The following is a 22,620-nucleotide window of genomic DNA, read 5'->3' on the forward strand; positions in this document are numbered from 1 at the left end:
GCTGAATGATGCCGCTGATGGGCTGCTTGTCATCGGACTCTTTCATGGCTTGCAGCAGCTTGTGCTTGAGCATCCAGGCGGTGTCATATTTGACGCCCAACTGGCGCTTTAGCTCCATCGCTGACAAGCCTGTTTTGGTTTGTGACAACAGGTGCATTGCCAGAAACCACTTGGTCAGTGGGAGCTTGGTGTTTGCGAAAATCGTGTTTCCAGTCAATGACATCTGGTGACGGCAGTGATTGCATTGCCACACACGTGGCCGCCTTCTCAGGCGACAACAGGTCTTGTTGGCACATTCAGGGCAGACAAAGCCGTTAGGAAAACGCCAAGTGAACAGCGCGTTTTCGCACTGAGCCTCAGTGCCATAGTCCTTGAGAAACTCAAACAGGCTGTAGCCTTTCTGGAATTGGATTTTGCTTTTGGCCATGATCTCGCACCTCGATAACTGTACGTAACATCAGTATAGTTCGTGGTAACTGACTGCTAATCATGGGTAATCAGGTATTAAGATGCTAAATAACTTAAGATTGATGAGCACCCTGCACATTAAACCAGTACATCTAGTATGTCAGAATTAATAAGCTCAACACCAACCTAAAATGGCGGCCAGATGGCCGCCATTTTATTTATTGCTTTAATTCATCTAGAAATATCAACGAGCCGGTCGTTTGGCCCCGTGTCCTTTAGTGACGGACTTGCCACGCTGACCTCCCGATTTAACTGTACCAACTCGGATCGGGGGTTTTCCTTTATTAGTAGGCTTACCTTGAGCTGCTGGTTTACCATTGTCCACCTTGCCGCCCTTGTTAGCAGCAGGCCCTTCACTTCGATCCGCCTTGTTGCCCGCCCCGTTACTGCGCTGATGGGTGATGGCACTGTGGCGGGTCAACGCGGGCTTGAGGCCCTTGCTGCGGCTGCGTTCGGCCTTGGCCTCGCCGCGGCCTTCCGGCGGCACCAGGCAGTCGGGGCCGTTACCGATGAGGTGGCCCTTGCCCATCTCCAGCAGGGCTTCGCGGATCATCGGCCAGCCGGCCGGATCGTGATAGCGCAGCAGCGCCTTGTGCAGGCGACGGCGACGCTCCCCTTTCACCACGAACACGTCCCCGCCCTGGCGGCTCACCTTGTTGAGGGGGTTTTTCTCGGTGTAATACATGGTGGTGGCGTTGGCGAGCGGCGACGGGTAGAAGTTCTGCACCTGATCGAGCTTGAAGCGGTTGGACTTGATCCAGAGCGCCATGTTCACCATGTCTTCATCCGTGGTGCCTGGGTGGGCGGAGATGAAATAGGGGATCAGGTACTGCTGCTTGCCCGCCTCTTTGGAATACTTGTCGAACAGCTCCTTGAAGCTGTAGTAGCTGCCCATGCCCGGCTTCATCATCTTGGAGAGCGGGCCCTCCTCGGTGTGTTCCGGCGCGATCTTGAGGTAGCCGCCGACGTGGTACTTGGCCAGCTCCTTGATGTAGCGCGGATCTTCCACCGCGATGTCGTAACGCACGCCGGAGGCGATCAGGATCTTCTTGATGCCCTTGAGGTCGCGCGCCTTGCGATAGAGGTTGATGGTCGGGCTGTGGTCGGTGTCCATGTGCGGGCAGATGGTCGGCCAGACGCAGGAGGCACGGCGACAGGTCTGCTCGGCCTTGGGGCTCTTGCAGCGTAAGCGGTACATGTTGGCGGTGGGGCCGCCCAGATCCGAGATGACGCCGGTAAAGCCCGGCACCTTGTCGCGGATCTCTTCGATTTCTTTCAAGATCGACTCTTCCGATCGGCTCTGGATGATGCGCCCTTCGTGCTCGGTGATGGAGCAGAAGGAGCAGCCGCCGAAGCAGCCGCGCATGATGTTGACCGAGGTCTTGATCATATCGTAGGCCGGGATCTTCTCGTTGCCATAGGCCGGGTGCGGCACCCGCTGGTACGGCAGGCCGAACACCCCGTCCATCTCGTCGGTTTCGAGGGGGAAGGCAGGCGGGTTGACCCAGATGATGCGATCGCCGTGGGCCTGGGAGAGGGCGCGGGCGCAGCCCGGGTTGGTCTCGTGGTGCAGGATGCGGGACGCATGGGCGTAGAGCACCTTGTCCTCCTTCACCCGCTCGAACGCCGGCAGCTTGACGTAGGTCTTCTCCCATGGCTTTTGCTTAGGGGGTTGTACCAGGATGGGCTTGGCCTCCTGCGCAGCCGGCGCGGAACCCTCGTCATCGCTGCATGGCGCCCCTTCCATATAGGGGTTGGGGATGGGATCGATGCGGCCAATCTGGTCGAGCTTGCTCGAATCCACCCCGCGCCAGCCCGGCAGCGGCTCCTTGCGGATCACGGCGGTGCCGCGAATGTCCTGCATGGTGTCGATGGTCTCGCCGCCTGCGATGCGGTGAGCCACTTCCACCAGGGGGCGCTCGGCGTTGCCGTAGATGAGGATGTCGGCCTTGGCGTCGATGAGGATGGAGCGACGGATGGTCTCGGACCAGTAGTCGTAATGGGCGATGCGGCGCAGGGATGCCTCGATGCCACCGATGACCACCGGCACCTCTTTATATGCCTCTTTGCAGCGCTGGGTATAGACCAGGGTGGCACGGTCCGGCCGCTTGCCGCCCACATCCCCCGGGGTGTAGGCGTCGTCGTGACGCAGCTTCTTGTCGGCGGTGTAGCGGTTGATCATGGAGTCCATGTTGCCCGCCGTCACCCCGTAGAAGAGGTTCGGCTTGCCCAGACGCATGAAGTCATCCTTCGATGACCAGTCTGGCTGGGCGATGATGCCGACCCGAAAACCCTGGGATTCGAGCATGCGGCCGATCACCGCCATGCCGAAGCTCGGGTGATCCACGTAAGCGTCGCCTGTCACCAGCACGATGTCGCAGCTGTCCCAGCCGAGCTTGTCCATCTCCGCGCGGGACATGGGCAGGAAGGGCGCCGTGCCGTAGCACTCGGCCCAGTAACGGGGATAGGAGAAGAGGTTGGTAACCGGCTGCATTTTGACCACCTGGAACAATTCGGGTCGCGCATTATACCGGCAGAGCAAGGCGGGGGCGACGGCTTTTTGCCCCTACAGAACGCGAGGGGAAGGGGCGCCTTCGAGCGGGCGCGACAGGTCGGCGTGACAGACTCAGATCTCATCAACAAGCAGGGCGCCCATTGGCGCCCTGCTTGCTGTTATCCGGGTCGGCACGCTAGGCCGCCGGTTTGTCACGCCCCTCGGGGGCCACCGCCCCCGGCACCGGGGAGGGACTTGCCGGGGTTGCCGTGGCCAGTATTTCGTCCACCAGTCGGTCCCGTGCCCCCGTCATCCCGGCGCGTCTGGCGATCAGGTGATAGATGGCGGGCACCACCAGCAGGGTCACCAGGGTCGCCAAGGACAAGCCGAAGAAGACCACGGTCCCCACGGCCATCCGGCTCTCGTACCCCGCCCCCATGGAGAGCATCAGGGGCACGGCGCCGATGATGGCGGTGAGCGAGGTCATCAAGATGGGGCGCAGGCGGCGCACCGACCCCTTGATGATCGCCTCCTCGAACCCTTCACCCCGCTGGCGCAGCTGGTTGATGAACTCCACGATGAGGATGCCGTTCTTGGTCACCATGCCGATGAGCATGATCATGCCTATCTGGCTATAGATGCTGAGCTCCTGCCCCGTGAGCCAGAGGCCGAGCAGGCCGCCGAAGATGCCGAGCGGCACCGTCATCATCACCACCGCCGGGGTCAGCAGGCTCTCGAACTGGGCCACCAGCACCAGATAGACCACCAGCAGGGCCAGGCCGAACACCAGTGCCATCTCCCCCTGGTTGTCGCGATAGTCCTTGGACTCGCCGGCATAATCCACCGACATGCCGGTGGGCAGGTGATCCGCGGCCCAGCCATCCAGGAAGTCGAGCGCCTCCCCCAGGGTGTGGCCGGGGGCCACGTCCGCGGTGAGGGTGACCGCCTTCTGGCGCTGGTAGTGGTTGAGGCGCTGGGGACTCGCCACCTGGGTGACGGTCGCCAGGGTGGAGAGGCTTACCATCTCGCCGCTCGCGGCCTTCAAATAGATGCGGCTGATGTCGGAGATGCCGTTGAACTGGGTCTGGTTGGCGCGCAGGTAGACATCATACTCTTCGCCCCTGTCCACATAGGTGGTCTGGCTGACGCCGCCGAGCAGGGCCTGCAGGGAGCTTGCGATGGTGGAGACCGGAATGCCGAGCTGGGTGGCTCGCTCCCGCTCTATGGTCACCTGCAGCTCCGGGGTCTTCTCGGCATAGTCGAGATCCGGGCTCTGCATCAGCCCGCTTTGGGCCGCCGCCTCCTTGAGTGCCAGCCCCTGCTGGTTGAGCTCGCCGTAATCGGAGCCTTGCAGCACGAACTGCACCGCCGCGGTGGAGCCGCCTCTGAACCCCGGCTGGAAGGTGCGGATCATCACGTCGGGGATGCCGGCGAGGCGACCGCTCAGGGAGCGGCCAAACTCGGTGGCCGTTTCGTCCCGCACCGCCCAGTCGCTGAGCTGGATGATGGCCATGCCGGTCTGATCGCCGCCGCGCCCGAAGGCCGGGGTGCTGAAGCTCATGGCCTGCACCACCCCCTTGCCGAGCAGCGGCAGGATGGCGGCCTCCACCTGCTGCATGTTGCGCTTCATCCGCTCGATGCTGGTGCCCTCCGCCCCTTTCACGAACACATAGAGCACGCCCCTGTCCTCGGTCGGGGTGAGGCTCGCGGGCAGCTTGCCAAAGAGGGCGCCAATGCCGCCGAGGCAAATCAGCAGCACCAGGGGCATCCAGACGGCGCGGCGCAGCACGGCCCCCAGCACGCGGCGATAACGCTCCTCCACCCAGCCAAGTCCCTTGTCCAGGGTGGCGGTCAGGGCGTTGGGTTTGTCCACGGCACGCATCAGCCAGGAGCCCATGGCCGGGGTCAGGGTGAGCGCCACCAGGGAGGAGAAGAGCACGGCCAGGGAGAGCAGGATGGCGAACTCGGTGAAGAGGCGCCCCACCATGCCATCCATGAAGGCGATGGGCACGAACACCATCACCAGCACGGCGGTGGTGGCGATGACGGCAAAGCCCACCTCCCGGGTGCCGTGCCAGGCCGCCATCAAGGGGGACTCGCCCCGTTGCAGGTGGTGGTGGATGTTCTCCACCACCACGATGGCGTCATCCACCACCAGGCCGATGGCGAGGATGAGGGCCAGCAAGGTAATGAGGTTGATGGAAAAGCCCAGATACCAGGCACCGATGAAGGCCGAAATCAGGGAGACGGGGACCGTGATGGCAGGGATGAGCGTGGTGCGCCCCTGCCCGAGGAAGAGATAGAGCACGGCGACCACCAGCAGGGCGCAGATGGCGAGTGTCTCGTATACCTCGTCGATGGCTTGCTTGATGAAGATGGTGGAGTCGTAGTCGACCTCAAGGGTGGCCCCCTCCGGCAGGAAGCGCTGCATCTCCACGAGCTTCTTCTCGATGCCCTGGGCCACCGCCAGGGGGTTGGCTGTGGATTGGGCGACGATGCCAATCCCCAGGCTCTCGCGGCCGTTGCGCTGATAGGCGCTGTCTTCGTTCTTGGCCCCCACCTCCACATCGGCAATGTCCGCCAGATAGATGCTCTGACCATTGGTGGCGGTTTTCACCGGCAGGGTGCGAAAATCTTCTGCACTGTGATAGAGCCGTGCGATCTGCACCGCCATGGTCATGGTGTTGTTGCGGATCTCGCCGCCCGGCAGCTCGATGTTCTCCCGCTTGAGGGCATCCTGCACGTCGGCCACCGTGATGCCGCGGGCCGCCATGTCGGCGGGGCGCAGCCGCACGTACATCACCTGGGTCAGGTCCCCGGAGAGGGAGACCTCGCTTACCCCGTCCACCAGGCTCAAGGGGTCCACCAGCATGCGATTGGCGTAATCCGTCATGGCGGTACGGTCCATCTGGGTGCTGCTGAAATTGAGCCAGATGGCCACATCCCCGTTGCCGTTGTCCTTGGTCACCATGGGCTCGTCCGCCCCGTCTGGCAGCTTGGGTCTGGCCCGGGAGATGGCGTCACGCACGTCGGAGGTGCCCTCCAGCATGTTCCAGCCGAGCTTGAACTCCACCGTGATGGAGGAGCGCCCCTTGCGGGTCACCGAGTTGATGTTCTTGATGCCGCTGATGCCGGAGAGCTGATCCTCGATGGGCTTGGTGACCTGGCTCTCCATCACCTCGGGGGCCGCCCCCTCATAGGTGGTGGTGATGGAAACGGACGGGGTCTGCACATCCGGCATCTCCCGCACGGTGAGTTTGCTGAAGGCCACCAGGCCGAACACGGTGAGCAGGGCGCTGATGACCACCGCCACCAGGGGACGGCGTACTGAGATATCGGAGAGCCACATCAGCCTTTCACCTCGCCCAGATCACGTACCTGGGCGCCGTCGCGCAGATTGACCAGCCCCTCCACCGCGATGCGATCGCCGACGTTCAACCCCTTGAGCACCCAGACGGCCTCGCCATGGGTGTCGCCAAGCTCCACCGGCACGCGCTTCACCCGTCCGTCCGCCTCCAGGCGATAGACGAAGCGCTGCTCGCCGGCATACTCCACCGACTGGGCGGGGATCAGGGTCATCTTCTGGGGTGGCAGAGAGAGATCCACGTTCATCAGCATGCCGGGACGCAGCTGGCCACCGGTGTTGGGCAGGATGACGCGGGCCTTGATGTTCTGGGTGTCGCTGGAGATCCGGCTGTCGAGGGTCTCCAGCACGCCGGAAAAGGATTGATCCGGCCAGGCCGAGCTGGTTGCCGTCACCGCCATGCCGGGGCGCAGCAGGGAGAGGTAGCGCTCGGGCACCGCCAGATCGAGCCGCAGTTTTGCCAGCTCGTCCAGATGCAAGAGCACGTCGCCGCTGTTGACCAGGGCTCCTTCGCTGAGATCGATGAGGCTGACAGTGCCGTCGAAGGGGGCGGCCAGGGTGCGCAGGGAGAGCTCGTAACGGGCCGCATCGACCCGGGCCTGGGCCTGGGCGACAGTCGCCTCCTGCCCCTCCAGCTCCGAGGTGGTGACGGCGCCTCGCGCCACCAGCTTGCGCATGTCCCGCAGCTTGCGAGCCTCGTCGCGCACGCTGGCGCTCTGCTCGGCCAGCTCCGCCTGCTGCTTGCCCGCATCCAGGGCGATCAGGGTCTGCCCCTGTGTGACCTGCTGGCCGGAGCTCACCGCGATGGTGGCAATGCGGCCGGTCACCTCGGGGCTGATGGCCACGGAGCGATTGGCCGCAAGCTTGCTCACCAGCTTGATGGAGGGCTCGGCCAGACTCTGCCTGACGGTTTCGGCCCTGATATTGATCTCTCTTGGTGCTGGCTTGCTGGCGGGTTCAGCCTGCCGCAGATGCCAGGCGCCCGCCGCCAGCAATAGAAGAAGAGGGAAAAGCCACAGCCACACGCGCGTTTTCATCACAAGATCCATGCAGTCAAAGAGAGAGGAAGAAGAGATAGCTTCATCAAGGATGGCACCATGTTACCCCCTGACTATGCCGTGACTATGTATAAATGTGACAAAACGTAACAGTCCGGTGAGAAGATCATCAAAAACGCATCTTGTCGGCACGCGCGTCAGGGTTCTGCCTTACACTGATGCCGACTCTCGCCATCTTCCGGTACGCCCATGTCCATTCCCTCCCCCGCCTTTGCCAGATACCGATTGCAGTGGCTGCTGCTGGGCCTCGGCCTGCTGCTGTTGCTGCTCGCCCTGCAACATGCGTTTCGCCAGGTTACCGAGATCAACAAGCGTGACACCATCAACGCCGCGACCCAGCTCAGCAGCCAGCACCAGCGGATGGAGACCTTCCTTGAGGCCATGCGCGGCCAGGCGGAGGAGCGCCTGCGCAGCAATCCCCAGTCCGTGCTCTCTCGCCAGCTCTATCAGGCGCTGCAATCCGACGGGGAGCACGGCATCAATCTGGATCGCATCCCTGTCGATCTGCCCCCCGCCCTCATCGGCAACCTGACCGGGCAGGGCCCGCTGCCCCATGACGGCAGCGAGCGGCAAGCCAGAATACATCTCGCCCTCAGCCTCTCCCCCCTGCTCGCCACGGCCAGCAAGCTGCTGGACAGGGACGTGGCCTGGATCTACTTCACCGGTACGGACAATTTCATCTACCTCTATCCCTGGGTGCCATCCAGCCAGTTTCGCTTCGATCCCGTGATTTACAGCAAGGCCTACTGGCAGGAGGCGATGGCCAGGCATCCCCACCTGGAGCACGCCATGCTCTCGCGCCCCTACCAGGATTTTGCCGGACGGGGGCAGATGATCCCCCTCTCCCAGCCCATTACCCAGGGCGGCCAGATCATTGGCCTGCTCAGCATCGACATCCAGACCGTCACGCTGGCGCAGACCCTGCACCGCCTCGCCCCCCGGATTGGCACCCTGTTCCTGCTCAACGCCCATCAGCAGATCCTCGCCAGCAGCCAGTCCGGTACCGCGCCGCCCCCGGTCAGGACGGCGCAGTCAGCGGAATATGAGTGGCAACAGGGCGCCTTGCAGCTCGTCTATCCCATCCCGGAGACACCGCTCTCCCTCATCCATCGCATCCCGCTGCTGCCTCTGCTGCAGACGCTGTTGTGGCAATCGGCGACGGCGCTCATCACCATTCTCTGTCTGGTGGTGGCGACCGTCTCCAGCCTGCGTGCCCAGCGCCTCAACCGGCGCCTCAACTACCTGTCGCGCCACGATGCCCTGACCGGCGCCTTCAACCGCCACTACTTCGATGCCTTCGAACACCGCCAGGCCCTGGCAGGCCGCCAACGCATCGGCGCCATCATGTTTGACTGCGATCACTTCAAACAGGTCAACGACCGTTTCGGCCACGGGGTGGGCGATCAGGTCCTCATCCGTCTGGTGCAGCTCTGCCAGTCCCTGCTGACACGGGAGTGCCACCTGATCCGCTGGGGCGGCGAGGAGTTCCTGCTGCTCGTCACCGATGAAGCGATCCCTCTGGCCCCTTTGGCCGAGCGGCTTCGCCTGTGCATAGCAGAGCATCCCTGGAGCGCCATCGCGGCCGAGCTGAAGGTGACCGTCAGCCTGGGCCACTGTCGTCAATCACCGGCCATCTCCTTGCAGGAGGTGATCCGCCGCGCCGATATCGCCCTCTATCAGGCCAAGGCCAACGGCCGCAATCGCAGCGAAGCGTGGCGGGATGACGGACAGGAGAAGCCGGAGTAAGCTGGACTCCCACTTCATGTCAGGAGACGCAACTGTGTCACGAAAACCCCGTCTGGGATTGGCCCTGGGTAGCGGTGCGGCCCGAGGATGGGCCCACATCGGCATCATCCGTGCCCTGGAGCGACTGGGCGTCAAGCCGGATCTGGTGGCTGGCTGCTCCATCGGCAGCTTTGTCGGCGCCGCCTATGCCGCTGGTGAACTGGACAAGCTGGAGAGCTGGGTGCGCGGCTTCAGCCGCCTGCAGGTCATGGGGCTGCTCGATCCTGCCCTCTCCGGCGGCCTGTTTCGCGGTGACAAGGTATTTGGCATCGCCGCCGGCCATCTGGGGGATCCCGCCATCGAAAGCCTGCCGCTGCCCTTTGCCTGCGTCGCCACCGAACTCGATACCGGTCGCGAGATCTGGTTGCAGGAAGGACCGCTTCGCCAGTGTGTGCGCGCCTCTTGCGGTATGCCCGGCCTGCTCACCCCGACCCGGGTGGAGGAGCGCTGGCTGGTGGACGGGGCCGTGGTCAACCCGGTCCCCATCTCCCTAGCCCGCGCCATGGGAGCCGAGGTGGTGATCGCCGTCAACCTCAACACCGACATGCACCAGCCCTGGACCGACGAACCGGACGAGCCCGTGCAGGGGGGGCTGCTCAGCCAGTGGTTGAACCGGGGCGAGCGCGAACCCAGTACCCCCGGCATGTGGGGGGTGATGACGGGCTCCATCAACATCATGCAGGAGCGCATCACCCGTGCCCGGATGGCCGGGGATCCCCCCGAGATCCAGCTCTGCCCGCGCCTTGGCAACCTCTCCATCATGGATTTCCACCGCGCGAGCGACGCCATCAACGAGGGGGAAGCCTGTGTCGAGCGCAACCTGGAGCAGCTCAAGGAGGAGCTGTCACGACTCTGCCTGATATGAAGGCATATCGGGGTAAAAGACAAAAAGAGCGCCAATAGGCGCTTTTTTGTTTCGGGTTACGCGGCTCAGAACAGCCCCAGCCCCTTGAGCATCACTACCAGGATCAGCAGCGGCGACACATAGCGGATGATGAAAAACAGGGGGCTGAGGATGGGCAGCGCCAGCTTGCCCCCATTGGTCAGCGCCGTCGTCATCCGCTCGAATCCCCATACCCAGCCCACAAAGAGGCAGAGGAAAATGCCGCCAAGGGGCATCAGCACGTTGGAAGAGACGAAGTCGAACAGATCGAAGAAGGTTTTCCCGCCAACCTGCACATCCGCCAGCGTGCTGCTCGAGAGCGCACAGGTCGAGCCGACCGCTCCCAGCACCAGCAGGTTGATCAGGGTCGCCCTTGTGCGGCTCATGTGAAATCGCTCGGAGAGCACCGAGACCGGCACCTCCAGGATGGAGAGCATGGCCCCGGTGGCTGCGATGGCGGAGAGCACGAAGAAGAGCACCATGAAGAGGTGTCCAAACGGGATGCTGGCAAACACCGCGGGTATGGTGATGAACAGCAGGGAGGGGCCTGCGCTCGGCTCGAAGCCAAAGGCAAAGACCGCCGGGAAGATGGCGATCCCCGCCAGCATGGAGACGAAGAGATCCGCGCACATCACCCGTACCGTGGTGAGAGGGATGTGCTGATCGTCCCGAAAGTAGCTGCCATAGGTCATCATGCAGCCCATCCCGATGGAGAGCTTGAAGAACGCCAGCCCCATGGCCGTCAGCACGACGCCTGCGGTCACCTTGGAGAAATCCGGCGAGAACAGGAAATGCAGTCCTTCGCTCGCTCCGGGCAGAGTCAGGCTGCGCACGCCTATCACCAGCAGCAGGATGAAGAGCAGTGGCATCAACCGCTTGGTGACCGCTTCGATCCCCCTGGAGACCCCCATCAGCAAGATCCCCCCCATCAGGGCCAGCACCAGCCACTGCCAGAGCAGACTCTGCAAGGGATCCGTGATGAGTGAATTGAAGGCAGCACCCGTGACGGCGGGATCGGTGGAGAGGATCTCGCCGCTGGCCGCCTTGAAGATGTAGGCAAATACCCAGGCCGCCACCTCGGAGTAGAACGACATGATGAGGAAGGCCGCGCTCACCCCCATGGCGGCGATCAGCCACCAGGGTTGCCCCTTCGGAGCCAGCTTGATGAGCCCGCTGACCGCATCCGTCCTGGCCTCGCGCCCCAGCATGATCTCGGAGATCATCACCGGCAATCCCACCAGCAGGGTGGCGATGACATAGACCAGCAGAAAACCGGCGCCACCGTTCTCACCGGTCAGATAAGGAAACTTCCAGATATTGCCGAGCCCGACGGCAGACCCCAGAGTCGCGGCCAGCACGCCAAAGGTGCTGGTAAACCCATCTCTGGCTTTGGTAATGGATTGGCTCATCGTTGTCTCGCTGTGTGGATCACCGCCTGAATTAAAAGGGTCGGAGTGTTCCGTGGATTAATCCAGCCCGACAAGATGATTTAGTGAAAATCGCCGTTGACCGCACACAACGCATTATTTAATTAAATAATCATCCATTTTGATAAATAAAAAATGCCGCCTCGAGGGCGGCATTTTTATCAAGGTTGAACTAAATCAAGCCTTGGCAATATCGTCCGGACCGATCTGGCCGATTTCGGCGACTTTCTTGTCAGCCAGCAGCCAGAGGGTGAACTTGTGCAGATCGGGGTGGTGGGCCAGGGCAACCAAGAAGGCGCCTCCGACTTCACGGTAACCCAGTTCATAGTTCTTCAGGGTGGTTGGGGGGACGCCCAGCAGATCGGCAAACTTGGGACGGCTCAGGCCTACCGCTTCGCGGATCTGACGGATCTTCTTGCCAACAGTTACGATATTTGAATTCATGTGTTTCATACTCCGTTCGGCGGATTGACTCCACCTTTATTTTTCGCGACGACTCGTAGTCAAGTGTATCAGTTTTGAACGGACTCGTTATGGTCGAGCCTCTATCTATAATCAGCGTCTTTCGACGACAACCCTTCACAAACCTCGGGGATGGTAATCGCTGCGTCGCCTCAGGTAAACAGTCTCGAAAAGAAACCTTTCTTGTTGCCCGGCCATCCCTCGTATAATTCGCCGGTTATTTCCAAGAGAGTCATCAACATGGCATTTCCCGGCATCATTTCCCGTCTTCATTCCGACCCGGACTCCCTCCCCCGTCAGCTCGCCCAGGGTCTGCAGACCCGGGCCGAAGCGTTCTGGCTGCCCATGGCCATGCAGGGGGACGCCGCCACCGTGCTGGCGGCCCTCCCGGACAGCTGCAGCCTCTATCTTGAAGGCCAGACGACGCTTCCCCTGCGCAGCCACGACGGCGTCGTGGCAGAAAACGGCACCCTGGCACTGGGCAATGGTCACACGATGACGCTGGCCAGGGAGAAAGGCGATGGCGGCATCGTGCCGGAAGAAAGCCTCGCCGAGATGGCCCAATGGCTGGAAGCGGGTCATCGGCACTTCATCTGCTCCACCGCCGTCCAGCCCGTGGCGCGGGCCATCCTCAACATCTGGCCTCTCGATCCCTACCTCGCCCGTCACTTCTTGCTCAGTTTCACACCCTTGCTGTGCGAAGCAACTGAGGCGGACTATCTTGCTGTCCTCTCGGTCAGGGCGGGTGACGCCACCCTGCGGCACGCTTGGGCTGAGGCTTATATGAAGCTTGAGAAGAAACTGCATCGCGCCTACTTGGATCACTAATAAATCCCAAGAAACAGCCAGTTATCCCTACGACACAATTTGCCCCATCCCTTATCTGTGAGCTTGATCATGTTTTGAAATGGGCATAAAATGCGCCACGTCATCGGAATGACGTCGGCTGTTCGTGGCGGAGTATGCATTGTCGACAGTGCAACCCGCGCACTTGTGCACCCAGATACGTGCCTCCTGGATGGATCTAGGATCCCTGTTTGCTCCAACGCAAGTTGGTCGCGACAGAGCCAGCAGCTTAAATAAATTACAAAGTGCGAAGCACGTGAATAACGTGCCATCTCAACGAGGATAATTTTATGATGAAAATGGCTCCTTCCCTGATCGCCATCGCCATGGCTGCCATGGGTGCAACTGCAGCACAAGCCGCCGATGATTTCTACTTCGGTGCTGGCCTTGGTGCCGCTCACTTCCATGGCCTGGATAATTCCGCCAAAGATGGTACCGAAGACGCTTTGGCTACCAATGCATTTGCCGGTTACAACTTCAACGAATACTTTGGCACCGAACTAGGTTACAACTACAATGGTCGTGGTAGCACCGATGGCACTCCCTATCAGAGCCAAGGTGTAACTTTGTCCGCTATTGGCCGTCTGCCTTTGGGTAATGATTTCTCCCTGTTTGGTGAAGTAGGTGCTAACTGGGCACATATTCACGGTCTGGAAACCAGCAACAGCCAAGTTTCCCCAATGGTTGGTACTGGCCTGACCTACAAACTGAATGACTCTTGGGATCTGCAAGGTCGTTATCGTTATATGTGGGACGTTGCTGATGCCGATGGCAGCACCGCCATTGATAATAACGTGAACTACCCAGGTAAGCAGAGCATCTTTACCATGGAAGCTGTATGGCATCCGTTCCGTACTTCCTACGTAGCGCCTGCTCCGGCCCCGGTTGTTGAAGAAGCACCGGCCCCGGCTCCGCAAATCGTTGAGAAGAACTTCGCCCTGAACTCCGACGTGCTGTTCGCCTTTGGCAAAGACAGCCTGAAGGCCGAAGGCGTGCAAGCCCTGAACGCTCTGTACCAGCAAATCGTTGAGTTCCAGCCGAAAGACGGCAACGCCGTTGTTGTTGGTTACACCGACCGTATCGGTTCCGACGCTTACAACCAGAAGCTGTCTGAAGCTCGTGCCCGCACCGTTGCCAACTTCCTGGTCAGCAAGGGTATGGCTGCCAGCAAGGTTGCCATCGAAGGTCGCGGCAAAGCCAACCCGGTCACCGGCACCAAGTGTGACGGCGTCAAGGCCAAGGCTCAGCTGATCTCCTGCCTGGCTCCGGACCGTCGCGTAGAAGTTCGCGTATCCGGCGTACAAGAAGTTCAAAAGTAATCTGACTTCGCTCAGGTAACGTAAAAAAGGGGATGCCACGGCATCCCCTTTTGCTGTCTCTCTCCTCCCCCCAGCGACACTCTCTGTCTCACCTTTTCTCCCCTTTACCCCCGTATTGCGGCCCCGCGACGCCGGTGTCGGCGCTGCATATCTGTGCAGAAACTTGATCACGCTGATTCAAAAGAATACAGTAGCAACGCTTGTAAGACATTGGATGAACTATTAAAAGTGCTCAGTGCCCGGTTAGTTGTCCATGGAGAAACAGCTTCATGAGAATCCAGGTTTCCATCCATTTTTTATTCAAGCCGTCCGTGATCCGCTCACGGTGTCGCACATGAAGTGTCATCTGCGACCGGTATAACAAAGAGTGCGCAGTACGCCCATAGCACGGCAACTCAACAAGGATAAAACGATGAAAATGAAAATGGCACCAACCCTGATTGCTCTGGCCATTGCAGCCATGGGAACCACCACCGCTCAGGCGGCCGACGACTGGTACACGGGTATGGGTGCAGGTTGGGCCTATGGCCACGACCTGGATACCTTCGGCCAGGATGCTGACAAGGACGCCACCGCGCTCTCCCTGTTCGGCGGTTACAACTTCACCGAGAACTTTGCCGCCGAGCTCGGCTATCTCTATGCCGGCAAGGCTGGCGTCGATGGCGTCGACTTCAAGACCCAGGGTGCCACCCTGTCCGGTATCGCACGCCTGCCCATGAATGACATCTTCTCCGTCTTCGCCGAAGGGGGTGCCTACTTCAACCACGTCAACGGCAACGGCCAGAGCGACAACGGCACCTCGCCGCTGGCGGGTCTGGGTCTGACTGCCAAGCTCTCCGACCTTATCGACCTGCAGGCCCGCTACCGCTACATGTGGGATCTGGGTGACGATCAGAAAACCTGGAAAACCGACATGAGCGTCGCCACCCTGGAACTGGTGATGCACCCGAACCGCACCACCTATGTGGCACCGGCCCCGGCACCGGCTCCCGAGCCGGTTCCCGAGCCCGTCATGGTCGACAAGAACTTCTCCCTGAGCTCGGACGTGCTGTTTGCCTTCGGCAAATCCACCCTGAAGCCGGAAGGGGCTGCTGCGCTCAACACCCTGTATCAGCAGATCGTCGACGTCCAGCCGAAAGATGGCAGCGCCGTGGTGGTGGGTTACACCGACCGCATCGGCTCCGATGCCTACAACCTGAAGCTGTCTGAAGCCCGTGCCCGCACCGTGGCCGACTTCCTGGTTGGCAAGGGTCTGCCGGCTGGCAAGGTTTCCATCGAAGGTCGTGGTGAAGCCAACCCGGTCACCGGCACCCAGTGTGACGGCATCAAGGCCAAGGCTCAGCTGATCGCCTGCCTGGCACCGGATCGCCGCGTCGAAGTGCGCGTCACCGGCGTAAAGGAAGTGCAGCAATAAGGGGACAACCACCTGTTGCAAAAAGGGGCCATTCCGGCCCCTTTTTTAATGCCCGGACGGCACCGCCAACGCGGGCCGCCCACCAGCCTGCCCCACCGATTCTCCATACAGATGCGTCACTTAAATGGTTAAAGCGCTCACATCGCCTATACATAATGTTGGCTATACATAGCAAAGGGCTGGGAGCCCTATAACACCCAACATCGACGAGGATACGCGATGAACATAAGACTGAAACCTGTGTGGATTGCATTGGCATTGGCGACGAGTGCCGCCCAGGCGGCACCTGTTCACGACTGGTATGTGGGGGCTGGGGGTGGCTGGGCCTTTGCCCATGACATCGATGATTTCAGCCAGGGTGTCGGCAAGGACGCGACCGCCATCAACGCCTTTGTCGGCTACAACTACAACGAGAATCTGGGGGCAGAGCTCGGCTACCTCTCCACCGGTGACTGGGATATCGCCGGCCAGGACTTCAACAGCAAGGGGGCCACCCTGTCGGTCATTGGCCGTTTGCCCCTGGGGGACATCTTCTCTGTCTTTGCCGAAGGGGCGGTTATCTCTATCACGTCGACTCCGTCAACGGGGGGGATGACAATCTGGCTCCCCTGGCGGGTCTGGGCCTGACCGCCAGACTGAGCGACTGGGTAGACATCCAGACCCGCTACCGCTACATGGTGCGAGTCGGGGACGATCCTGACAACGACAAGGTGGGCAGCGGTACCAAACGCTGGGTCAGCGACATCAGTACCGCCACCATCGAGCTGGTGCTTCACCCCAATCGCACCGTCGCCGCAGTGCCGGTGGCCGCGCCTCTGGTTGTGGCACCGCCGCCCCCGGCTCCCGAGCCGGTGGATCAGACCTTCAACCTGAGTTCGGATGTGCTGTTTGCCTTTGGCAAGGCGGAGCTCAAACCGGAGGGGATGCAGGCACTCGACGCCCTCTACCAGCAGATCGTCGACGTCAAACCCAAGGATGGCAGCGCCGTGGTGATGGGCTACACGGATCGCATCGGCTCGGATGCCAACAACCAGGCACTGTCGGAGGCCCGTGCAAGCACGGTCGCCAACTTCCTGATTGGCAAGGGGCTGCCCGCAGACAAGGTGAGCATCCAGGGCAACGGCGAGAGCAACCCGGTCACCGGCACCCAGTGTGATGCCATCAAGGCCAGGGCCGCCCTCATCGACTGCCTGGCCCCGGATCGCCGGGTCGAAATCCGGGTCACCGGCGTCAGCAATCCTGCCGAGCCCGCCCCCGCCGAGCAACCGGCACAATAACCTCCTCTTCCTTCACCGCCGTGCACAAAAAAGGGATGCCGAGGCATCCCTTCTGCATGTCTGTCCCCTTGGGATCAGAAGGAAGTACGACGATAGCGGCGGTACTCGGGACGCCAGAAGTTCGCCTCGATGGCCTGATCGATCACATCATCGGGGGTCTGCACCGCCTTGCCCTGCAACATGGCGGTCTTGGCCACCATCTTGGCGATGTAGCGGGAGACCTGATGGATGTCCGCCAGATCCGGCAGCAAGGAGCCCTCTTCCCCCTTCACCAGGGGTGAACAATCCGCCAGGGCACGGCTGGCCGACATCAGCATAGCATCGGTCACCCGGTTGGCACCGGAGGCGATCACCCCAAGGCCGATCCCCGGGAAGATGAAGGAGTTGTTGCACTGGGCGATGACGTAGCGCTTGCCCTTGTACTCCACCGGTGCGAACGGGCTGCCCGTGGCGACCAGCACCTGGCCGTCGGTCCAGCGAATGAGATCAGCAGGTGTCGCCTCGACCCGGGAAGTGGGGTTGGAGAGCGGGAAGATGATGGGACGGGCACAGTGCTTGTGCATGGTCTTGACCACCTCTTCGGTAAACAGACCCGGCTGGCCGGAGACCCCGATCAGGATGTCCGGGCGACCGTGCTCCATCACCTCCAGCAGGGAGATGTTGTCCCCCACCGGCCACTCCTTGATCCGCTCGACTGGCTGGGAGAGCTTGCGCTGGAAGTCGAGCTGGTTGGGGATCTTGTCGGTGATGAGACCGAATCGGTCCACCATGAAGACCCGGCCCCGCGCCTCGGCGTCGGTCAGCCCTTCGGCCTTCATCTGCGCCACGATCTGCTCGGCGATGCCACACCCGGCACTGCCCGCCCCGAGGAAGGCGACCCGCTTCTCGGAGAGTTTGGCACCGGAGGCCTTGCAGGCGGCGATGAGGCTGCCCAGGGTCACCGCGGCGGTCCCCTGAATGTCATCGTTGAAGCAGCACAGCTCATCCTTGTAGCGGTTGAGCAGCGGGGTGGCATTGCCCTGGGCGAAATCCTCGAACTGCAGCAGGATGTCCGGCCAGCGGCGCTTGACCGCCTGGATGAAGGCATCGACGAACTCGTCGTACTCTTCGCCGGAGATGCGCGGATGGCGCCACCCCATGTAGAAGGGGTCGTTCAGCAGCTGCTGGTTGTTGGTGCCCACATCCAGCACCACCGGCAGGCAGTAGGCCGGGGAGATGCCGCCACAGGCGGTGTAGAGGGAGAGCTTGCCGATGGGAATGCCCATGCCGCCGATGCCCTGATCCCCGAGGCCCAGGATGCGTTCGCCATCGGTGACCACGATCACCTTGACGTTCTGCTTGGTGGCGTTTTGCAGCATGTCATCGATCCTGTCCTTGTCCGGATAGGAGATGAAGAGGCCGCGGGCGCGGCGATAGATGTTGGAGAACTCCTCGCACGCCTTGCCGACCGTCGGGGTGTAGATGACCGGCAGCATTTCGGTGAGGTGGTTGTTCAGCAGGCGGTAGAAGAGCGTTTCGTTGGTATCCTGGATGTTGCGCAAATAGATGTGCTTGTCCATGTCGTTGCCAAACGCCATGAACTGGCGATAGGCACGCTCTGCCTGCTCTTCGATGGTTTCGATGTTCTGGGGCAGCAGACCTTCCAGGTTGAAGCTGCTGCGTTCTTCGCTGGTGAAGGCGCTGCCCTTGTTGAGCAGCGGCGTCTCCAGCAGGGCTGGACCTGCGTAGGGAATGTAGAGGGGACGTTTCTGATTATTATCTTCAAACATGGATCTGTACCTTGACTGTGTGGCCCGTCGATCCTATGGGCTTGAGCCAACAATTTCAAAGGGTTTGCACCTCCCTTGCGAAAGGTTTGCGACCCAGTCGACGAAAGGCCCCCGGAGTCTGACCCGTCAGACGCCGAAAACGGTTGGCAAAGTTGGCGCCGTCGCTGTATCCGACCCGGGCCGCCAGCTCGGCCAGCGGCCAGTTGGTGTAGAGCAGCAACTGGCGCGCCTTGTTCATGCGAAGTCCGGTGAGCCAGGCCATGGGGCCCATGCCGAACACCTGCTGGCAGAGCCGGTGCAGATGGGGTACCGAGCAGGCCATCTGGTCGGCCAGCAGGGCCACGCTCCAGGGCTCGTCCAGACGTGCCTCCACCCGCCGAAACAGCGCCTGCAGCCGCAGCTCCGGCGTGCCGCGCACCTCCCCCTGCAGGGTCCGCTCCAAGAGCGCCAGCAGCAGGCTCAGCAGCTGGGGCTGGAGCGGCGAACGTATTCCCTCCCCCTGCATCAGGCTGAGCAGGTGGTAGAGCTGCTCCCCCTCCTCCCCCTGCCAGATGCGATGGCCAAGCCGGTGCAGATGCTGCCAGCGCGGCACGTCGTCCAGCAGGATCCAGCTGGTATGCCAGACTTCCCCCACCAGCCTGAGGCCCCCCGGCACGGCGGCCGGGAGAAAGACCAGGGCTCCCGCCGGGATGGGCTGCTCCCCGCCATCGGTGAGCAGGGCGCCCCCCTCGTCATGGCTCACCATCAGGATGTGAAACTCCGGTCGGTTGCGGCGGATAAGGTAGTGCTCCCGTATCGTCGAGAGGCCGGTCAGGAAGACGCCCGCCTCCCCAAGCAGGGGCAGCCCTTCGCGTCCCAGCATCCGCTCTTCGCAGGCCGGGGCGATTTCCAGACACTCGCTGATAAATGGCATAGCACCTCAACAGGATAGTTTTGCACAAGAAAGCCGAGAGAGGCTCACAGTGAAGCCTCCCGATATCACCCCTATCATACCCACGACAAAACCTGATTTTTACCAACCCGGTTAACATAAATGAATTATTGGCAAGCGATTTTAAAACAAACCACCGATCGCGAGTTCATGACGCGACTGTGGCGACTGGCCCTGCCGGTTTCGCTGCAATCCATGATGTTCTCCCTGCTCGGCCTCATCGACATCATGATGGTGAGCCAGCTCGGCACCACGGCTGTGGCGGCGGTCGGCTTGGGCAACCGGGTCTTCTTCTTCAATCTGCTGGTGATAGCGGGGCTCTCGGGCGGGGTCTCGGTGTTGGCGGCACAATATTTCGGCCGTGGCGAGATGGCCGGGGTGCGCCGCTCCCTGGCCCTGGCCCTGGTGGGCGCCCTGACGGTAAGCCTGCCCTTTGCCCTCGTCTATGTGCTCTCACCGGGCAGCGTGCTCGGGTTTGCCAGCCAGGAGCCCGCGCTGCGCGAGCTGGCCGACGAGTTCCTGATGATCACCGGCGCCACCATCCTCTGCACCGCCGTGGTGGTGCCCCTGGAGTCGGCCCTGCGCTCGGTGGGCAATGCCGCGGCGCCGACCCGTATCGGCATCATCGCCATCATCGCCAACGTCATCCTCAACTATGCCCTCATCTTCGGCCATTTCGGCGCCGAGGCCATGGGAGTAGCCGGTTCCGCCTGGGGCACCACCCTGTCGCGCCTGCTGCAGACCGCGCTGCTGCTTGCCTATGTGTGGCGTGCCGAGCCCCGTCTCATCCCGCGCAAGCAAGACTGGCTCGCCGCCTTCAAGCGCAAGGAGGTGGTGCGCTTCACCCTGATCGCCCTGCCGCTGTTGCTGCACGACGGGCTCTGGGCCTTCGGCATGCTGCTCTACGGCTTCCTCTACGCGCACCTCGGCACCGACGCCCTGGCCATCATGACCACCCTCGGCACGCTGGAGAGCATCCTCATCTCCCTCTTCTTCGGGCTGGCGGTGGCCTGCTCCACCCTGCTCGGTCACCGGCTCGGGGCAGAGGAGTATGACGAGGCCTGGCAGCACTCCCAGCTCTTCCTGCTGCTGGCCCCCGTCGGCGCCCTGCTCGTGGGGACCGCAGTCTGGCTGATGCAGGGCAGCCTGCTGCAATGGGTCGGCAACCTGCCGGGCGAGCTGATGACTGAGGCCGGCCAGGTGCTCGCCATCATGTGTCTGGGCATGCTGCTCAAGGTGTTCAACATGGTGGGGATCGTCGGGGTACTGCGCTCGGGGGGGGACGTCAACTACAGCATCTTCATCGACATCGTCGGCATGTGGTGCATCGGCCTGCCGCTGGCCTGGGTGGCGGTCAGCCTGCTGGGCTGGCCCCTCTCCTGGGTGGTGGCGGTGGTCCTGCTGGAGGAGCTCTCCAAGGTGCTGCTGGTGCAGCGCCGCATTCGCCAGCGGCGCTGGCTGCGCAATCTGGTGCTGGGATAAGGGAAGAGCGCAAAGCGGGAAAATGCGGGGTCATATCAATGACAGAAAATCCCGCTTTGCAGTATGCTGGCCCCCTCTTCAATCAGAGGCGGGGTGCGCCGGCCATGCCGACCCTTGTGCCCCTGCCCAGTAGTCGTTTAAGGAGACGAGCATGCAACCACAAAAAGAGCGGATCACCGAGACTGCCCTGCTGGAGATGGCCAACAAGATCATTCGTGAACACGAGGACTTCATCCACGGCATGCGCGCCGACTCGGTGGAGCAGAAGGGGGACATTCTGGTGTTCAAGGGGGAGTTCTTCCTGGCTGAAGACGGCACCCCGACCGGCAAGACCATGGCGGTGTTCAACATGTTCAAGCTGCTGGCCCAGCAGCTCTCCGGCAAATACACCCTGGCCTGACGCCAGCCCCGTCATCACCGGATGCCGCCCTCAGGCGGCATCCGTTTTTGTGCGCCCTGCATCGCCCGCGGGTTTGCCGGCCTCGGCCACCACGCAGTTGCGACCCGCCATCTTGGCCATGTAGAGGCACTCGTCCGCCCGGTTGAGCAGATCCTCCACCCCCTCGCCACGCTGGGCCAGGGTCAGACCGATGCTCACCGTCACCTCCAGCAGCTCGTCGGAGGTGGGGCTTTTCACCAACCTCGCCTCCACCGCGACCCGCAGCCGCTCCGCCACCCGCTTGGCTTGTGCCAGATCCGTGCAACCGGGCAACAGGATGGCAAACTCCTCCCCGCCGTAACGCCCGAGCACCATGCCAGGCTCCAGTTGTTCCGACAGGGTGGCCGCCACCTCCTTGAGCACCGCATCCCCCGCCAGATGGCCGAAGGTGTCGTTGATGCGCTTGAAGCGGTCCAGATCCAGCAGCAGCACCGCGAAGGGAGCCTGTTTGCGGATCATGGCGGCCCTCGCCTTCTCGAGCTGCTTCATCAGCAGGCGGCGGTTCATCATGCCGGTCAGCTCGTCCGTGGTGGATTCCCGATAGAGTTGCAGCAGCATGTTGAGCTGGCCGCACTGCACCCAGGCGCTGGCGATGGCAAAGAGCCCCAGCAGCCAGACCTGGTTGAGGGTCTGCACGCTCCAGAGGGGTTGGCCCACCAGCAACCAGTTGCCCGCCAGCATGGTGGCCAGGATCCCCCCCGCCAGCTGCAGGCTGAGGGAGAGGGGAATGGGGAAGATGGCGAACAGGCTGATGAGCAGATAGGGGAAGGCCATGTAGCCCGCCTGCATCTCCTGATCCGCGCCGAAGCTGTGCAGGCAGATGAGGGAGAAGAGCATCATCACCGCCATCAGGTAGCCCAGCGCCAGCTTCATGCGCTCGCGCTTGAAGTGGATGAGATAGGAGAGGGGGATGAGGGGCGAGAGGGCCAGCAGGCAGAAGATCCTGACCTGGAACAGCGCCTCGAACTGGATGGCTGGCAGGGTCAGCCAGTCCACCAGGGCCCAGCTCGGGAGCCCCGCCATCAGCAGACAGGTGAGCAGCCGCAGCCGCACCGTCATGAAGCCCATCCGGGTCAGGGTAAAATCTTCGGAGTGGGCGCGGGCACTCCAGAACTCCGACAGCTTCAGCATCCAGAGTCTCCATCTTCGAACCGAGGGCTCATTCTACACCGTCCCCATCCTGATGCATCAGCCTCCCTCCC

15 protein-coding genes and 2 pseudogenes are annotated in these 22,620 nt (G+C 61.9%); 8 read left to right on the top strand and 9 right to left on the bottom strand.

Annotation, left to right across the window (positions count from 1 at the left end):
- From AB5Y64_RS08265 to AB5Y64_RS08280, 4 genes and pseudogenes are all read right to left on the bottom strand, one after another.
- Positions 1–427 (bottom strand): annotated as a pseudogene (locus AB5Y64_RS08265) (IS1595-like element ISKpn3 family transposase); the annotation flags it as partial.
- Positions 428–652: 225 nt separating this feature from the next.
- Positions 653–2,962, bottom strand: a complete 2,310-nt coding sequence (locus AB5Y64_RS08270) for a YgiQ family radical SAM protein (RefSeq protein ID WP_368203623.1) — start codon at positions 2,960–2,962, stop codon at positions 653–655.
- Positions 2,963–3,158: 196 nt separating this feature from the next.
- Positions 3,159–6,311, bottom strand: coding sequence for an efflux RND transporter permease subunit (locus AB5Y64_RS08275; RefSeq protein ID WP_316286937.1), 3,153 nt, complete (start codon positions 6,309–6,311; stop codon positions 3,159–3,161).
- On the bottom strand, positions 6,311–7,363 hold the full coding sequence (locus AB5Y64_RS08280) for an efflux RND transporter periplasmic adaptor subunit (protein ID WP_052815157.1): 1,053 nt from the start codon (positions 7,361–7,363) through the stop codon (positions 6,311–6,313). Before AB5Y64_RS08280 ends, AB5Y64_RS08275 begins: the two co-directional genes overlap by 1 nt.
- A 210-nt stretch (positions 7,364–7,573) precedes the next feature.
- Between AB5Y64_RS08280 and AB5Y64_RS08285 the strand changes: the two genes are divergently transcribed.
- Both AB5Y64_RS08285 and rssA read left to right on the top strand, forming a co-directional pair.
- On the top strand, positions 7,574–9,130 hold the full coding sequence (locus AB5Y64_RS08285; protein ID WP_368203626.1) for a diguanylate cyclase: 1,557 nt from the start codon (positions 7,574–7,576) through the stop codon (positions 9,128–9,130).
- A 34-nt stretch (positions 9,131–9,164) separates the two neighbouring features.
- Entirely contained in the window at positions 9,165–10,034 is an 870-nt protein-coding gene (rssA, locus tag AB5Y64_RS08290; protein ID WP_052815155.1) for a patatin-like phospholipase RssA, read from the top strand.
- A 65-nt stretch (positions 10,035–10,099) separates the two neighbouring features.
- Here the strand turns inward: rssA and AB5Y64_RS08295 are convergent, their stop codons facing one another.
- Together AB5Y64_RS08295 and AB5Y64_RS08300 are read right to left on the bottom strand one after the other, a co-directional pair.
- A complete protein-coding gene (locus AB5Y64_RS08295) occupies positions 10,100–11,461 on the bottom strand; it encodes a sodium-dependent transporter (RefSeq protein ID WP_102948779.1) in 1,362 nt (453 codons plus the stop codon).
- Positions 11,462–11,656: 195 nt separating this feature from the next.
- Positions 11,657–11,923, bottom strand: a complete 267-nt coding sequence (locus tag AB5Y64_RS08300) for a DNA-binding transcriptional regulator (protein ID WP_010673503.1) — start codon at positions 11,921–11,923, stop codon at positions 11,657–11,659.
- A 258-nt stretch (positions 11,924–12,181) separates the two neighbouring features.
- Between AB5Y64_RS08300 and AB5Y64_RS08305 the strand changes: the two genes are divergently transcribed.
- The 4 genes and pseudogenes from AB5Y64_RS08305 to AB5Y64_RS08320 all read left to right on the top strand — a co-directional run bounded on the left by AB5Y64_RS08305 (position 12,182) and on the right by AB5Y64_RS08320 (position 16,797).
- On the top strand, positions 12,182–12,769 hold the full coding sequence (locus AB5Y64_RS08305; protein ID WP_049636314.1) for a hypothetical protein: 588 nt from the start codon (positions 12,182–12,184) through the stop codon (positions 12,767–12,769).
- Between the two features lie 308 nt (positions 12,770–13,077).
- Entirely contained in the window at positions 13,078–14,106 is a 1,029-nt protein-coding gene (ompA, locus tag AB5Y64_RS08310) for a porin OmpA (RefSeq protein ID WP_171865720.1), read from the top strand.
- Between the two features lie 412 nt (positions 14,107–14,518).
- Positions 14,519–15,520 carry a porin OmpA gene (gene ompA, locus AB5Y64_RS08315; protein WP_049636313.1) on the top strand — a complete coding sequence of 334 codons (1,002 nt, stop codon included), beginning with the start codon at positions 14,519–14,521 and terminating at the stop codon, positions 15,518–15,520.
- 219 nt (positions 15,521–15,739) lie between these two features.
- Positions 15,740–16,797: pseudogene (locus tag AB5Y64_RS08320) on the top strand (OmpA family protein).
- Between the two features lie 74 nt (positions 16,798–16,871).
- On the opposite strand, the gene AB5Y64_RS08325 reads toward AB5Y64_RS08320, so the two are convergent.
- On the bottom strand, positions 16,872–18,566 hold the full coding sequence (locus tag AB5Y64_RS08325) for an NAD-dependent malic enzyme (RefSeq protein WP_039039301.1): 1,695 nt from the start codon (positions 18,564–18,566) through the stop codon (positions 16,872–16,874).
- A 55-nt stretch (positions 18,567–18,621) separates the two neighbouring features.
- The gene (locus AB5Y64_RS08330; RefSeq protein ID WP_010673497.1) at positions 18,622–19,479 is read right to left on the bottom strand and encodes an AraC family transcriptional regulator; all 858 of its coding nucleotides are present in this window, start codon (positions 19,477–19,479) and stop codon (positions 18,622–18,624) included.
- A gap of 120 nt (positions 19,480–19,599) precedes the next feature.
- On the opposite strand from AB5Y64_RS08330, the gene AB5Y64_RS08335 reads away from it, so the two are divergent.
- Both AB5Y64_RS08335 and AB5Y64_RS08340 read left to right on the top strand, forming a co-directional pair.
- Positions 19,600–20,979: an MATE family efflux transporter gene (locus AB5Y64_RS08335; protein ID WP_052815705.1), complete on the top strand. Its 1,380-nt coding sequence runs from the start codon at positions 19,600–19,602 to the stop codon at positions 20,977–20,979.
- A gap of 151 nt (positions 20,980–21,130) precedes the next feature.
- Entirely contained in the window at positions 21,131–21,379 is a 249-nt protein-coding gene (locus AB5Y64_RS08340) for a YciN family protein (protein WP_010673495.1), read from the top strand.
- 30 nt (positions 21,380–21,409) lie between these two features.
- Here the strand turns inward: AB5Y64_RS08340 and AB5Y64_RS08345 are convergent, their stop codons facing one another.
- Positions 21,410–22,549: a diguanylate cyclase gene (locus AB5Y64_RS08345; RefSeq protein ID WP_010673494.1), complete on the bottom strand. Its 1,140-nt coding sequence runs from the start codon at positions 22,547–22,549 to the stop codon at positions 21,410–21,412.
- Positions 22,550–22,620: the final 71 nt, after the last annotated feature.

The sequence above is a fragment of the Aeromonas sp. R5-1 genome, from assembly GCF_040908265.1.
GTDB lineage: Bacteria > Pseudomonadota > Gammaproteobacteria > Enterobacterales > Aeromonadaceae > Aeromonas > Aeromonas caviae.

What these genes read in the sequence shown, in the direction of transcription:
- AB5Y64_RS08285 (WP_368203626.1), top strand. Translation starts at nt 7,574, where the DNA reads ATGTCCATTCCCTCCCCCGCCTTTGCCAGATACCGATTGCAGTGGCTG.
- AB5Y64_RS08280 (WP_052815157.1), bottom strand. Translation starts at nt 7,363, where the DNA reads ATGAAAACGCGCGTGTGGCTGTGGCTTTTCCCTCTTCTTCTATTGCTG.
- AB5Y64_RS08325 (WP_039039301.1), bottom strand. Translation starts at nt 18,566, where the DNA reads ATGTTTGAAGATAATAATCAGAAACGTCCCCTCTACATTCCCTACGCA.
- AB5Y64_RS08335 (WP_052815705.1), top strand. Translation starts at nt 19,600, where the DNA reads ATGAATTATTGGCAAGCGATTTTAAAACAAACCACCGATCGCGAGTTC.
- AB5Y64_RS08305 (WP_049636314.1), top strand. Translation starts at nt 12,182, where the DNA reads ATGGCATTTCCCGGCATCATTTCCCGTCTTCATTCCGACCCGGACTCC.
- ompA (WP_171865720.1), top strand. Translation starts at nt 13,078, where the DNA reads ATGATGAAAATGGCTCCTTCCCTGATCGCCATCGCCATGGCTGCCATG.
- AB5Y64_RS08340 (WP_010673495.1), top strand. Translation starts at nt 21,131, where the DNA reads ATGCAACCACAAAAAGAGCGGATCACCGAGACTGCCCTGCTGGAGATG.
- ompA (WP_049636313.1), top strand. Translation starts at nt 14,519, where the DNA reads ATGAAAATGAAAATGGCACCAACCCTGATTGCTCTGGCCATTGCAGCC.
- AB5Y64_RS08275 (WP_316286937.1), bottom strand. Translation starts at nt 6,311, where the DNA reads ATGTGGCTCTCCGATATCTCAGTACGCCGTCCCCTGGTGGCGGTGGTC.
- AB5Y64_RS08300 (WP_010673503.1), bottom strand. Translation starts at nt 11,923, where the DNA reads ATGAATTCAAATATCGTAACTGTTGGCAAGAAGATCCGTCAGATCCGC.
- AB5Y64_RS08330 (WP_010673497.1), bottom strand. Translation starts at nt 19,479, where the DNA reads ATGCCATTTATCAGCGAGTGTCTGGAAATCGCCCCGGCCTGCGAAGAG.
- AB5Y64_RS08295 (WP_102948779.1), bottom strand. Translation starts at nt 11,461, where the DNA reads ATGAGCCAATCCATTACCAAAGCCAGAGATGGGTTTACCAGCACCTTT.
- AB5Y64_RS08345 (WP_010673494.1), bottom strand. Translation starts at nt 22,549, where the DNA reads ATGCTGAAGCTGTCGGAGTTCTGGAGTGCCCGCGCCCACTCCGAAGAT.
- AB5Y64_RS08270 (WP_368203623.1), bottom strand. Translation starts at nt 2,962, where the DNA reads ATGCAGCCGGTTACCAACCTCTTCTCCTATCCCCGTTACTGGGCCGAG.